Origin of the sequence: Mucilaginibacter sp., from assembly GCF_028288105.1 — a bacterium.
Taxonomy (GTDB): Bacteria; Bacteroidota; Bacteroidia; order Sphingobacteriales; family Sphingobacteriaceae; genus Mucilaginibacter.
Genome location: NZ_JAQBOI010000069.1, coordinates 1 through 14,338 on the forward strand (window position 1 = coordinate 1; position 14,338 = coordinate 14,338).

General features: G+C 36.0%; 13 protein-coding genes and 1 tRNA gene. 12 read left to right on the plus strand and 2 right to left on the minus strand.

Features of this window, described 5'->3' with window-relative positions; translation table 11 throughout:
* Positions 1–67 precede the first annotated feature (67 nt).
* From JWQ85_RS04825 to JWQ85_RS04840, 4 genes are all read left to right on the plus strand, one after another.
* Complete coding sequence (locus JWQ85_RS04825) at positions 68–391, plus strand: RNA-binding protein (RefSeq protein WP_299464767.1); 324 nt, start codon at positions 68–70, stop codon at positions 389–391.
* Positions 392–682: 291 nt separating this feature from the next.
* On the plus strand, positions 683–1,684 hold the full coding sequence (locus JWQ85_RS04830; RefSeq protein WP_299464770.1) for an alpha/beta hydrolase: 1,002 nt from the start codon (positions 683–685) through the stop codon (positions 1,682–1,684).
* Positions 1,685–1,709: 25 nt separating this feature from the next.
* Positions 1,710–2,183, plus strand: a complete 474-nt coding sequence (locus JWQ85_RS04835; RefSeq protein WP_299464773.1) for a DNA starvation/stationary phase protection protein — start codon at positions 1,710–1,712, stop codon at positions 2,181–2,183.
* Between the two features lie 362 nt (positions 2,184–2,545).
* Positions 2,546–2,615: transfer RNA gene (locus tag JWQ85_RS04840), tRNA-Cys, on the plus strand.
* Between the two features lie 112 nt (positions 2,616–2,727).
* On the opposite strand, the gene JWQ85_RS04845 is transcribed toward JWQ85_RS04840, so the two are convergent.
* Together JWQ85_RS04845 and JWQ85_RS04850 are read right to left on the minus strand one after the other, a co-directional pair.
* Positions 2,728–3,171, minus strand: coding sequence for a hypothetical protein (locus JWQ85_RS04845; protein ID WP_299464777.1), 444 nt, complete (start codon positions 3,169–3,171; stop codon positions 2,728–2,730).
* A gap of 108 nt (positions 3,172–3,279) precedes the next feature.
* Positions 3,280–4,473 carry a right-handed parallel beta-helix repeat-containing protein gene (locus tag JWQ85_RS04850; RefSeq protein ID WP_299464779.1) on the minus strand — a complete coding sequence of 398 codons (1,194 nt, stop codon included), beginning with the start codon at positions 4,471–4,473 and terminating at the stop codon, positions 3,280–3,282.
* A gap of 200 nt (positions 4,474–4,673) precedes the next feature.
* On the opposite strand from JWQ85_RS04850, the gene JWQ85_RS04855 reads away from it, so the two are divergent.
* From JWQ85_RS04855 to JWQ85_RS04890, 8 genes are all read left to right on the plus strand, one after another.
* A complete protein-coding gene (locus tag JWQ85_RS04855; protein ID WP_299464782.1) occupies positions 4,674–5,063 on the plus strand; it encodes a response regulator in 390 nt (129 codons plus the stop codon).
* Positions 5,063–6,178 (plus strand): right-handed parallel beta-helix repeat-containing protein, encoded by a 1,116-nt coding sequence (locus JWQ85_RS04860; RefSeq protein ID WP_299464785.1) that lies wholly within the window; start codon positions 5,063–5,065, stop codon positions 6,176–6,178. Before JWQ85_RS04855 ends, JWQ85_RS04860 begins: the two co-directional genes overlap by 1 nt.
* Before the next feature lie 465 nt (positions 6,179–6,643).
* Positions 6,644–7,330, plus strand: coding sequence for a polysaccharide biosynthesis/export family protein (locus JWQ85_RS04865; RefSeq protein WP_299464788.1), 687 nt, complete (start codon positions 6,644–6,646; stop codon positions 7,328–7,330).
* Between the two features lie 35 nt (positions 7,331–7,365).
* Positions 7,366–9,627, plus strand: coding sequence for a tyrosine-protein kinase (locus JWQ85_RS04870; RefSeq protein ID WP_299464791.1), 2,262 nt, complete (start codon positions 7,366–7,368; stop codon positions 9,625–9,627).
* A 322-nt stretch (positions 9,628–9,949) separates the two neighbouring features.
* Positions 9,950–10,474 carry a UpxY family transcription antiterminator gene (locus tag JWQ85_RS04875; protein ID WP_299464794.1) on the plus strand — a complete coding sequence of 175 codons (525 nt, stop codon included), beginning with the start codon at positions 9,950–9,952 and terminating at the stop codon, positions 10,472–10,474.
* Between the two features lie 10 nt (positions 10,475–10,484).
* Positions 10,485–11,786 carry a nucleotide sugar dehydrogenase gene (locus JWQ85_RS04880; RefSeq protein WP_299464797.1) on the plus strand — a complete coding sequence of 434 codons (1,302 nt, stop codon included), beginning with the start codon at positions 10,485–10,487 and terminating at the stop codon, positions 11,784–11,786.
* Between the two features lie 21 nt (positions 11,787–11,807).
* Complete coding sequence (locus JWQ85_RS04885; RefSeq protein WP_299464800.1) at positions 11,808–12,830, plus strand: SDR family oxidoreductase; 1,023 nt, start codon at positions 11,808–11,810, stop codon at positions 12,828–12,830.
* Positions 12,805–14,259 carry a lipopolysaccharide biosynthesis protein gene (locus tag JWQ85_RS04890; RefSeq protein WP_299464803.1) on the plus strand — a complete coding sequence of 485 codons (1,455 nt, stop codon included), beginning with the start codon at positions 12,805–12,807 and terminating at the stop codon, positions 14,257–14,259. Before JWQ85_RS04885 ends, JWQ85_RS04890 begins: the two co-directional genes overlap by 26 nt.
* Positions 14,260–14,338: the final 79 nt, after the last annotated feature.

The following is a 14,338-nucleotide window of genomic DNA, read 5'->3' on the forward strand; positions in this document are numbered from 1 at the left end:
ATAGGTAATTTAGGTATTTGTTTACTCCGCTTGATTTCTTAGTTTTATAGCGCACACAATAAGCAGTATGGTTAAATTATTTGTTGGTGGTTTTCCGCTGGATATGACAGAATTGGAACTCGTTCAGCTTATCGCGCTTCATGGAGATGTTAGCACGATCAAGATCGTTCGTGATAAAAAAACACGGGTATGCAAAGGGTATGCCTTTGTGGAAATGACAGACAGGAAAGGTGCCGAACAGGTAATAGAAATGCTGGATGGTACCCCTTTGGGTGACCGGAAATTAAGCATCAGTATTAAAGAAGATGAACCGGCAGTAGTTAAACCTGCCAACCTCAATATAAGGCGTTACGATGCACCTGTTAAAGCCAAACGGCCGAGACGCCAGTAATGTGTTGTTAATTTAAATTTAAACTTCCATAACGAGCTTTATCTCGCCATTTTCCTTAATCTTTACATCTGTCTTTGTAGGAACTTTAACCCGAAAGTATTACTCCACTTTTATAAAGATACATTGATCTCTTCCTGCTTTGCATAAAGAGATAAAGAGATTGAAGTATTCGACCTTGATATTCACATTTCAATAGTTGTATAGGCCTACTTGGCAAATATTAGTTTCAATATAGCCAATAAGGACGTAAATTTAGGGTAACAAATCAATGCATTTACCAAAACATACAAAATGGAAACAACAAACAGCACATCTTCTGCAGGGGTAGTTAACTATGCAGAAGATACACACCTGGACAAAGGAACCAAAGAGTTTTTAAAGGCACTAAACTCGGGCGGTGGGGCACCATTGGAGACGCTCGCAAAAGAAGATGCCAGGCAGGTATTAGTTGGCGCACAGGCCTCTATTAAGGTCGATCTTTCAGGTGTCGAAGTTTCAGAAAAAACAATCACCGAAGATGGACAATCTGTAAAGCTAACTATTGTACGCCCGGAAAGTGTAAGCGAAGTATTACCCGTGTTTATTTTTATACATGGTGGTGGCTGGATATTGGGCGACTATCCAACCCATGAGCGTTTAGTACGCGATCTGGTGGTAGCCTCTGGCGCGGTAGCTGTTTTTGTAAATTATACACCATCGCCAGAAGCACAATATCCTGTAGCTATTAACCAAATTTATGCGGCTACAAAATGGGTTGCCAAAAATGGAGCAGAAATCAATGTGGACGGCAGCAGGCTGGCTGTTGTGGGCAATAGCGTTGGCGGAAATATGACCGCGGTAACCTGTCTTCAGGCAAAAGCCAAGAACGGCCCTAAGATTAGTCTGCAGGTGATGATGTGGCCGGTTACAGATGCAGGTAGAGATACTGAATCTTATCATTTATATGCGCAGGATAGATTTTTAACAGCCCCGTTGATGAACTGGATGTTTGATCAGTATACCACCGATCCGGATGAACGGAAGCTAATAACCGTATCTCCATTGCAAGCAAGCATAGCCGAACTCAAAGACTTGCCACCGGCGCTAATTCAGGTTGCCGAAAACGATATACTGAGAGATCAGGGTGAAGCTTATGGACGTAAGCTGAATGAAGCAGGGGTTACCGTAACAACTGTTCGCTATAACGGAATGATCCATGACTTTGGATTGTTAAATGCCCTGGCAACACTTCCAAGTGTTAAATCGCTTATTGTTCAGGCCGGCGCAGAATTGAAAAAACACTTATTCATTTAATCATACTTATCGCAATATTTAAATCATGAAAACTAACATCGGAATTAAAGAGGAAGACCGGAAAGCTGTTGCAGACCAATTAGCCAAGTTACTAGCAGACGAATTTGTATTATATACCAAAACCAGAAATGCACACTGGAATATTGAAGGCCCTGATTTTCATGCTATGCATATCTTTTTCGAAAGCCAGTATGAGCAACTGGATGAGGTGATGGACAGTGTTGCAGAGCGTATCCGCAAGTTAGGCCATTATGCACCAGGTACTTTAACCCAACTATTGCAGCTTACCCATCTTACCGAAAAAAACGATAGTAAAAATGATAGCCCGGGCTTTTTGAAAGAGTTATTGGAAGATCATGAAAGTATCATTGAATTTATTAGAGGTAATATAAATACGATAGCGGATAAGTATAACGATGCCGGCACCAGCGACTTTATTACAGGACTAATGGAAACTCACGAAGGTATGGCCTGGATGATCAGAGCTCACTTCAGATAATTTATCAGCAGGTATTAAAGTTGCATTTATAGAAATCAAATGCTTCCTGAAGGGAATAAAAACATTAATATACTGCGTTAAATATGATGATCGTAAATGCTAAAAGGACAATATATTTATATTGTCCTTTTAGCATTTATTAATTGGAGATCCCTTGATTTTATATTGAGTTCACAACACTATCGTTAACCAGATTATTATTCAATAATAGGCGTATTAACTGTACAAATGTGATAAAAAGTGTGTGTTTATACAGATTGGTACACAAAATGTAAAAAGAGTTATTTTGATGACTTTTATGATTTAAGTTTACTAAAGATTTCATTTCAAGGAAATCATTTCCAATCAAAATACTTCAAAATGGTCAGATGGCTGAGAGGAAGGCAAAGGCCCGCAAGTCCTTGTACAGTGGTTCGAATCCACTTCTGACCTCAATAAACGATGCGGAAAATGGTGATAGGCGGAACTCATTAGAGGTTCCGCCTTTTTTGTATGTAAGCTAATCTTAATTATGTCTATATACGCAATTAATGCTATTGGAATCTTAATCCAGGCTTGTTAAGCTGGTTAAAAACAGAAGGCTTCTTTCTTCACGCTGTTTTAATTTTGCAAATAATTCAGCCTTTTCAGGCATCATTAGTGTTTCAGCATAAAAGCTTAATTTCTCGTAACTTTTTATTTTGAAATCAATTATCTTTCTCATCCAGATACAAAACCAAGCTTTTTCTTCGGCTTCAGGGCAGTGCAATAGGGAGTTATTAAAATCTGTGGTTAATTTTTCAAAAGCAGTATTTATATACAACTCTTTATCTAAATATTCATCTCTGAAATAAACCTCAAGATGGAGAATGTTTTGGTTGGTATGATGATAATATTTAAGTATAACGATTTTAAGGTCTAATGAATGAACCTCATTTACCCATTCAAATAATAATAATTTTAACTGCATCTCTGCACTTATTATTTCTCCCGAATTTTTGTCTAACATTGTGAGAAAAGTGCTTTTAAAATTACTTTTATTTGTCATGTACAGGCCAAATTAATTGCTTTAGCACTAATTAGGGCAGTTAGTAGTTATATTTAATTATGATCTTAATCATAAAAAGGAAATTAAATAGTTTGAATCCAGATTAAGGTTGTACTTATATGTCAGTATTGAATAAACAGAAGACTCTGACAATTGATTCCCATCTATATCTTGTATAACAGGATCAATGATTTTTAACTGAATAGTTCTAACTAATAAATTTGCCTGTAATGGGCTTAACGTGTTTTTCCTCCAGTATGGGTTAATAATACTAACGCTGCCGGTAACGGTTTCATTACCTACCCTACGTGTAAGTATAGCACTTGTTTTGAAACCAACGTTTGAGCCTTTGTCCATAGGGTAATTGATTTGAAAGCTCACTGTTTTATTAGGGCCGCCAAATAAGCTTCTAAAACCAATTAATATACCTGCCCCTGTATTATATTCAGTTTTAGGGCTGTTAATAACAACATTTTTTAATTCATCAGTAAATGTCTCTGCTTCAAAGTCGATACCAGCTGAGGGAGGGGTGCCGTCGCTATACCCGGCATATGGTGCTTCTAAAAGCAGTCCATCAACACAGGTTACAGAAATACCATTTCTGCGGTTGTTTTTGCAATAGGCATTATAAATTTTAATGTTTTTATTAGTGATCCTATCTTTTGCTGCCAAATAAATGCCATCTCCCCAGCAATTACTAACACGTGGCCCGTTTATAGTAACATTGTAAGCCCCATATAAGCCTATCCCTTGTCCCCATTCGCCCCCATTATCCCCAATATGGTTATATCTTTCTCCAACAAGTACCGGGTTGTTTAAAGTAATATTTCCTGCATTTGAAATTCTTAGTATGCTGTAGTTACCGCTTGCCGTAGGCTTTAGTAGTAGCTGAGAGCCAGTCATAAATGTAATTGTTTTGTTAGACCCTATGGTTAGTCCTCTATCATTAACCATGATGGGAAATGCTGGAAAAACTAAATTAGAATTTTTGTTTATGGCATCCTGCAAATAAGTAGTATAGTCTTTAGATCCATCTTTTACATAGTTTTTTGGAAGCGCATTGGTTACATCATAGGCTGTAACCGGGATAGCGGTTGCACTAAATTTTTTATTAAGAAAAGGATTCTTTGCAGCGTCGTATTTGTCAACCGCGAAGTTATCTGCATTTTCTTTTTTGCATCCCTGATATACAATGGTTTGCGTAAGTAAAATTGGTATCACCAATAATTGCTTAATTCTAAAAGTAAAGTTTTTTGCTTTCATAGGGCTCAAAATTACAAGCTTATATAATTGGGCTGGTAAGCAATTTTAGGCACACTAATGTGCAATTATTTGATCAGGCTGAATATCATTATATAGTTTAACTTGAGCCCTATTATGTTCAAAAATTGTATAACGTTTAGAAAACTTATTACAGAAGATAGGTATAATTTTGTGATGATTATTTATTATTTAACATAATCATGAAAAAGGTGCTTGTAATTGACGATGACCCAATCTATCACCGTATTATGCAACTTATGCTTAGTAAGTATCAATTGTTTGAAACCAGCTTCTATTTTAACGCAACCGAAGTACTGGATTATCTTAAAAAAAACAAAAATATAGTTAACAACCTTCCAGATGTTATAATTTGTGACCTTTCTATGCCAAAAATGACGGGTTGGAAATTTTTAGAAATGTTAAAACAAATATACCCGTTGTTGAGTAAAAAAATTATTATTTATATTATTTCATCTTCTATAGATCCCCATGATTTAGCTTGTTCAAAAGAATATGAATTTGTAAAAGCGTATTTTATTAAACCTGTTACCCGGGAAATATTGATGGAAATAGCACAAACTCCTGATTAATGAATTTTATTTTTAAAATTGGCGGGCTACCATTTAATATAGCTATTAAACTGTTTTGTATATTCAATGTACCTTACAATTATATTGAACACTCCACTGTTGATAGCGTATATGAGGTAATTAACAGCTTGCCAAAAAACTATGTGCGCGATGGTAGTGTAGATTACACCTCAGCACTGCAAGTTGCCATATCCGAGCACCAAAATTTACTTTTTCCTTCTTTTCCACTATTGGTGAATGATAACGGGTTGCTCATTGGCTCAAACAAAACACTTACCTTTTTACCAGGTAGTGAGATAAGGCTAAAAGGATCTGATAAAAAAAGGTACAATATCATTAAAATTGAAAGGGCAGTAAATGTTACTATAAATGGCTTATTTATAAAAGGAGATCGATATACACATCAGGGTACCAAGGGTGAGTGGGGAATGGGTTTAGGCATTTATTCGTCCAGCAATATTACTTTAAATAATATAAAAATAGTTGATTGCTGGGGAGATGGGATCTATCTGGGAAATGCCGGAGGCAATGGCCCGCCGAATTATAATGTTTTAATAAAACGGCCTGAAATAAGTAACTGCCGAAGAGATGGGATCTCAATAATTACTGCCAGGCGTTTAACAATAATATCGCCGCACGTTACCGGCACTAATGGTACTTTGCCTATGAGTGGTATTAATTTTGAACCAAACAACCCAATGGATGAACTTCAACAAATTAATGTAATAGATGCATCTACCGAAGACAACATTGGGTCGGGTATTTCTATAGGGATAAAAAATTTATATGGTATGTCATCTAAAAACATAGACATAGCCATTATTCGCCACACGGATAAAGGATCTGGTATTGCCCTTAAAATTCATAATTACCTAAGCAAACGAAAGCTGGCTGAGACAATTACCGGAAATATTACCATTACAAACCCTGTGTGGACAAAAAATTCAAACTGCGCCATGCGGGCAATCCTATACGACCCCAATTTAAAACTATTTATAAGCACGCCAAGAGTAACAGATTTGCAGGGAAATAGCTTAACGCGTAGTGCAATATTTGATCGTCTCACAGCAGCTCCAAACGTGAATAAAGAAGCACAAATTAATGTTAGATTTTAATTATTATTTCTAATAATTATTAAAGTAATAAATAACATATTATTATTTTCAGCATGGCTGTTTTACACTTTTTTTGTGTAGGTAATTGTAATGCTTAGTGTGTTTAACTTATTCTGTTTTATTCTTTTTAAAGTTTTTTGTTTGTTAAATAGATGTGAAATAAAGTCTTTTCGCGTTGTATAACAGTGCTTTATAGTTAAATACCACTTGTTTTATTTTCGTTTGATTTTTTTTATACACGAAAGTGTGATAAAAAGTGTATCGGATGCACGACTTGTTATACAATCATGTAAAGGGTGTTTTACCTTGTATATTTAATATATAAGTTTGTTTCAACATAAAGAAATAGACAATAATATGAGCACAAAACTTACAAAATTGAACAGGTTTATCTGGGTTATTCTGTGTCTCCCTTTGGTAGCAGGATCATGCAGTTCCAACCGAAATTTGGTGTATTTCAGCGATATGCAGAATAGCACCAAGTACACCAAAAATGTGACCAAACTATTGGAAGATAGTCAACCCAAAATACAGCCTAACGATTTGCTCAATATTAGAGTTAATACTATAAGCGCAGAGTCTAACACCTTGTTTAACAATATAAGTTATACAAATAGCAATAATTATGATCTTATAAAATCTGGTTATAGGGTAGATAGGGCAGGCGATATAAGTTTCCCTGTTTTAGGCCAGGTTAAAGTGGGAGGGCTATCAATAGATGAGGCCAAAATTAAATTAGTTAAAATTTTAAGTGATTACACTAAAAACCCGGTTGTAAACCTCGACTTTATCAACTTCAAAGTTACCGTAATTGGCGAAGTGCTGCGGCCTGGTACTTACACAGTAACTGATGAAAGTATAACCCTATTAGGCGCGCTCGGGTTAGCCGGTGATATGACGCCATATGCTAAAAGAAATAATGTATTAATTGTTAGGGAAAATAATGGAATAAGAACAACGGAAAGAATAAACCTAAATAGTAGTGAAATTTTCGAATCTAAATATTATTACCTGAAACAAAACGATATAATATATGTAGAGCCGGATAAGGCAAAAGTACTTCAAACAGATCAAAACAATCGTTTTATACCAATAATTGCAGCTTCTATGTCTGTTATTGCAGTTGTTGTAAGCATATTGTTAAGAAACTAAAAAGAATCATTAAGTATAAAACCTAACTGTAAGAAATGAAAAATTTGTCAAAATATCTTAAACACTGGTATTACTTTTTAATAAGTATCCTATTCTTTATCGGCTTAGCTGTATTGTATATAATGTATGCTACGCCCGTTTACAAGGTAACTGCAACTATATTAATTCAGGATGATAAAAAAGGCGATGGGTTGCTTAAACAAACTGCTTTTAGTGATCTGAATATGTTTCATACAGTTAAAAATGTTGATAATGAGATCCAACTGTTAAAGTCATATAACTTATTAGAAAGAGTTTTTAAGCAATTGTCATTAGATAGCCGTTATTATACCGATGGGACGTTTAGAGAAAAAGAAATATACGGACGCGACGTGCCGGTTAAAGTAGCTATAAGTAAACTATATAATGGAGCTTACGACACTGAACCAAAAATTGTTATTTTAGATGATAGTACATTTACATACATTGCAGATAAAGGCGAAAGAGCGGTAACATACAGCTTCGGCCAACTGATCCGCGAACCACAATATGAGTGCAGGGTATTAAAAACCTCAACTTTTAAACTAACCAATAAACCAATTTATTTTAAGTTTAATAATTTAAAATCAATGGCCCGGGCATATGCCAATGGCAGGTTGGAAATAGCACCGGTAATAAAAGATGCGAATACTATTTCTTTAGGTGTAAATGATGCAATATCTCAACGGGGGATAGATATACTTAATACACTAATAACAGCCTATAATCAAAATAATGTAGAAAGCAAAAGTAAGCTTGCCCTGGCCACAATCCAATTTATTGATGATCGTATTAAGTATTTAGGTAAAGATTTGTCTGCAGTAGAACAGAATGTTGCCCAATACAAACAAAATAATATGGTTACAGATGTAAATGCCGATGCCCAGGTTAATTTGCACAGAGCCGATGATTATAGTTCCGAATTAGGGAAGATAGACCTTCAGTTAAAAATGCTTGATGCTACTGAATCTTACTTTGATCAATCAGTAAACCAATCTACTTTAGTTCCTAGCACATTGGCCATTCAGGATGGAACGTTGTCAGCGCTTATTAATAGATATAATAGCCTACAGCTCGATTATCAGAATTTATTGGGTGTAAATGAACCAAATAACCCACTGGTAATTAATGCAAAACAGCAATTAATTAACCTAAAACAAAGCATACAGGAAAACCTGCGGAATATTAAAAAAGGCTTGCAGCTAAGCTATAATAATTTGGCCTCAAATACTGCCCGGTTTGAATCAAAGGTTAAAACAGTGCCTACAATTGAGCGGGAATTATTACAGCGTAACAGGCAGCAGGATGTTAAAGAAAGTTTGTTTGCTTACCTGGTGCAAAAACGCGAAGAAACGGCGCTTTCATTAACTGCAGCACAAACAGATGCACAGGTAATAAACAGCCCAAATACAGGCGATGGCCCAGATAGCCCGAAAAAGCCGCTGATACTCCTATACTCCTTTATTTTAGGACTAATAGTCCCTGCTTTTATCATACAGGGTAAAGATCATTTAAATAAGAAAGTACAGCACGTAAGCGAATTAAAACTTTTGCCAAGTGTACGCATATTGGGAGAGCTAAGCCATTCTAAAGATAAAATGAGTTTGGTAGTGAAGAAAGGTAGTCGTACAAATATATCTGAGCTGTTTAAATACATCAGGGTAAATTTAAACTGTGATGCTACAAATGGCGCCAGCAGAGTGCTGATGGTAACTTCAAGCATGCAAGGGGAAGGTAAAACCTTTGTTAGCTTAAATCTTGGTGCAACATTAGCCCTTACAGATAAAAATGTTGTGCTCCTTGAGTTTGATTTGAGGAAGCCAGACTTATTAAAAAGATTGAAAATAGACAGCCAGCCCGGAATAACAGACTATTTAAGTTCAGAGGATACAAATTTGTCTGATATTATTACTCCATCAGGAGTAGCAGCCAACTTGTGGGTAATTGGAAGTGGGAAACTGCCGCAAGATCCGTCAGAAGAATTGCTTAATCCTAAGTTAGACCAGCTTTTTGAAGCGCTGAAAAAGAAGTTTGATTATATCATTATAGATACGTCGCCGGTTGGCCTTGTTGCTGATGCCTTTAGTTTTGAGAGGCATGTAGACGCTACGCTTTACGTGGTGAGATATAATTATACCAATAAGATGTACTTGAATACTATTGAAGACATTTTTAAAAATAGTAAGCTCACCAACCCCATGATTGTTTTAAACGATGCACGGCCCGAAAATTTAGAAAATTACGGATATGCAAGTACTGATTACGTTTATTCAGAATAATATTATTCAGGATAATATATTGTAAAGAATGTCCCTTTGATGGCCAGAGTAAAACTGGCCTGTTATTGCCACTACACCAAAGAATAAGCCGATCCTAAAACAGAAAGCCTGGTAATTAATATCCCCGCTTACTGTGTACCCGCAAAAAGAAGGCTTTTGACCTTCAAAAAAGGTAAGAAGGCATCTTTAGCCTTCAAAAAAAAATAAAAGTTGGCTAATCGGTATGTAACCGAGATGGCGAAGCCATACACCACCATTATACCTAAACTAAAAAAACAATTTTTTAGTATCCGTCCAAGAATTTTCTTAAACAAAAAATATTATGGAATTGGTTTACATCACAAAAAAAAACTTATCAAGGCGCTGGTTGGTCATCTATACACGCCCGAGATGGGAGAAAAAAGTAAGTCAGCTATTAGAAACACAGGGTATAATATCTTATTGCCCGGTAAGAAAGATAGAGAATCAATGGGCTGATCGAAAGAAAATAGTGGAGATCCCGCTATTTGCCTCTTATGTATTTACAAAGGTAAACGCCCTTGAAGAAAGCAAAGTAAGGCAAACCCTGGGTGTTATAAATTTTATATACTATCAGGGCAAACCGGCAGAAGTTCAGGATAAAGTGATTGAAGATATTCGTCACTTCTTAAGTATTTGCCCGGATATGGAGGTTGTTAGCCTTAATAACCTATCTGTTGGGGATAAAGTTCGGATAAAAAATGGCGCCTTTAATAACCACGAAGGTGAGATAATACAAATTCAAGGTAAGCATGTACTAATGATGCTGGATAACCTTGGTTGTTATTTAGTAGCCAGGGTACCGGTTAATAATATCATTATCGCTTAACTAAACTTTTATGAATAATCAGATTATTGATAACCCTAAAATAGCAATTATAGGATTGGGGTATGTTGGCCTTCCATTAGCTGTAGAATTTGCAAAACAATATAAAGTTTTTGGGATGGACACCAGCGCAATGCGGATAAATGATCTTAAAGATTACTGCGACCGTACATTAGAAATTACTCGTGAAGAATTGCAGGATGTAATCACTTTTGACTGTACCACCACAAGGGGTTTATATCTTACCACCCAAATGGAACAGACAAGAAGCTGTTCTGTATTTATAATAACAGTACCAACACCAGTTGATAAGAACAACCGCCCTGATTTAACTCCGCTTTTTAGAGCGAGTGGCATGGTTGGCAAAATGTTAAAAAAAGGTGATATAGTTATTTATGAGTCAACAGTATATCCCGGGGTAACAGAGCAAGAATGTGTGCCTGTGCTTGAAAAACACTCCGGATTAAAATTTAATATTGATTTTTTTGCAGGATACTCCCCTGAGCGTATCAATCCAGGCGATAAAGAACATACTGTTTCCCTTATCAAAAAGGTTACATCGGGATCTACCGAAGAAACCGCTGAACGTGTGGACAGTTTATACAGATCTATTATTAAAGCAGGAACCCACAAGGCCTCATCTATAAAAGTGGCTGAAGCTGCAAAAGTAATTGAAAATGCTCAGCGGGACATAAATATTGCCTTTGTGAATGAATTAGCCAAGATTTTTAACAGGCTAAATATTAGTACAAGCGAAGTTTTGGCAGCTGCCGGTACTAAATGGAATTTCTTACAATTTAAACCAGGCTTAGTAGGAGGCCACTGTATAGGAGTAGATCCTTATTACCTGGCACAAAAAGCACAAGAGGTTGGATACCACCCCGAAATAATTTTAGCCGGCAGAAGATTAAATGATGGCATGGGCAGTTACGTAGCTGATGAGTTGATAAAATTTATGCTGCTTAAGGGGATACAGGTAAAAGACAGTAAAATATTGATAATGGGTTTCACTTTTAAAGAAGACTGCCCTGATACACGTAATACAAAGGTTATTGATATTGTTACCAGGCTTAAAGGTTATCAAGCCAAAGTGTTTATTCAAGACCCCTGGGTTAACGTTCAAAAAGTGCAGGACGAATACGGAATTGTGTTTGACAATAACGATGGTAAAGCTCAAAAATATGATGCTATTATTATGGCTGTTGCTCATAAAGCCTTTAAAGAAATCAATATTAAGCCACTGCTTAAAAAGCATACCGTTGTGTATGATCTTAAGGCAACCCTGCCAGACAATGTGGTGAATTTTCGTTTGTAACCTTTAACTTAACAAAACAATATGACCAATTACAATTTGCCTTATCACGGTGATAAGGAACTATCTAACTATTCATTTTTAGTAACAGGAGGCGCAGGGTTTATCGGAACAAATCTGGTTGAGTACCTTTTAAAGTACGGAGCTGGTCATGTTCGTGTGCTGGATAACTTTTCGACAGGCCTTAGAGAAAATATAGACAGATTTTTCCTGCATAATAATTTCGAACTAATAGAAGGTGACATAAGAGATTATGACACCTGTAAAATGGCTGTTAAGGGAATGGATTTTGTGTTACATCAGGCCGCTCTGGGCTCGGTACCAAGGTCAATAACAGATCCGGTAACAACTAATGAAGTTAACATCTCTGGGTTTTTAAATGTAATGCTTGCATCAAGTAAAGAAAACATAAAAAGAGTTGTTTATGCCGCTTCTTCATCAACTTATGGTGATAGTGCCGAATTACCTAAGGTTGAAGAGCGTATTGGCAAGCCATTATCGCCATATGCTATCACAAAGTACGTTAACGAACTTTATGCAAGTGTATTTGCAGATGTTTTTAATTTAGAAACTATTGGCCTGCGTTATTTTAATGTATTTGGTAAACGGCAAACACCAGAGGGCGCTTATGCTGCAGTAATTCCAAAATTTGTAAAGCAACTCATGAATTATGAAAGCCCGGTTATTAATGGCGATGGCAGCACATCCCGCGATTTTACCTATATTGATAATGTAGTACAAATGAATATTAAAGCCGCTTTAACAGATGACTTAATAGCTGTTAACCAGGTATATAATGTGGCAGTTGGCGAACGTACAACATTAAATGAATTAATACACCTGCTAAAAAAATATCTGACAGAAATTGATCCTCAAATTCAAAATGTACAAATTAAGTATGGGCCAGAAAGACCGGGTGATATAGCGCATTCACTTGCGAGCATAGATAAAGCAGTAAGGCTATTAGACTATCAGCCGCATTATAACATCGCACAAGGTCTTCAGGAAGCTATCCATTGGTATGCAAGAGAACAACAGGCCTCCTGACCGGCAATTACAGCGCGAAGGTGTAAATGCCTTTAAATGGGCGCTGGTTGACAAGTTCGGATCACAAGTTATTGTGTTGATGAATACACTGGTGTTGGCCAGGCTGCTTGATCCGCATGATTTTGGACTTATCAGTGTACTTTATATCTTCATGTCCATTTCCAGTGCCTTTGTAGATAGTGGAATGGGAGGAGGATTGGTTAGGAAACAGGATCTGACCAATACAGATTGTAATACCTTTTTCTTATTTAACATTTTCACCGGGTTATTCTTTTATTGCTTACTGTTTTTCTTAGCACCGGTTATCGCCAATTTTTATCACGAACCAACGCTTATTATGCTGCTTAGAATACTGAGCATAACTGTATTGGTTAATGCAGTAAGTTTAATTCATAAAAGTTTACTGGTTAAAAATTTAAGATATAAACTGGTTACAAGAGCATCGTTCCTGGCAGCTATATTAAGTACTATAATTGCCTTAATATTGGCTTGGAAAGGGTTTGGGGTATGGTCGTTACTAACACTGCAAGTATCTCAATCTGTATTTTACATGCTTTTATTATGGAAATTTTCTGGGTGGCTCCCAGGCCTTAAATTCTCCTGGGCGTCGTTTAAAGAACTATATGGATTTGGATTTGGTTTATTTTTAACGGCATTAGTGAACATTATATATGCCAATATTTATCAACCGCTTATAGGTAAGTTTTTCTCTCTTGCATATTCGGGGTACTTTTACCAGGCTAAAAGGTTATATGAAGTGCCGGTATTATCTATTTCTTCAGTAGTTGACTCTGTTACCTACCCTATATTGGTTAGATATCAAAACAATAGGGAAGAACTGGTTGAGAATTACCGGAAGATTGTACGTTTGTTATTATTTGTATCAATCCCAATTATTATAACAATAGGCTTTTTGGCCCATCCCCTGGTGTTAGTATTGCTTGGCAAAAAGTGGTTGTTCTCTGCAGATCTGCTACAGATATTGAGTTTTTCGGGCATATTTCTTATCCTGGAAACTATTAACGGTAGCCTGATGAAAGTTGAAGGCCGCACCAAACTGATATTTAAACTGGAAGTGCTTAAAAAAATCATTATCACCATTAACATTATTATTTTTTGTCAGTTCGGGATCAAAACACTGGTTTACGGCATAGTTATAAATTCTTTTATATCATTTGTGATCAATCAGTATTTCACCAGCATCAGAATCGCCAGTTATAAAAAACTATTTACCTTATTTATAATGGGTTCAATAATGGCAGTTGTGATACTGAATCTTACAAGGGTAATACTCAATCCATATTTTGCCATATTATTGGGAGGCATAAGCGGCGTTTTAACCTATTTAACAGCAAGTTATTTATTAAAATTTCCGGAACTAAGGTGGATCTTCATGATCATAACCAATAAAATTAAAACTGTTTCTTAGCTATTTTTTACTGTAACATTCACTAAATAAAATGATTAAAAAAGGAATAATATTGTTTTTGATACTGATGTATCAATAT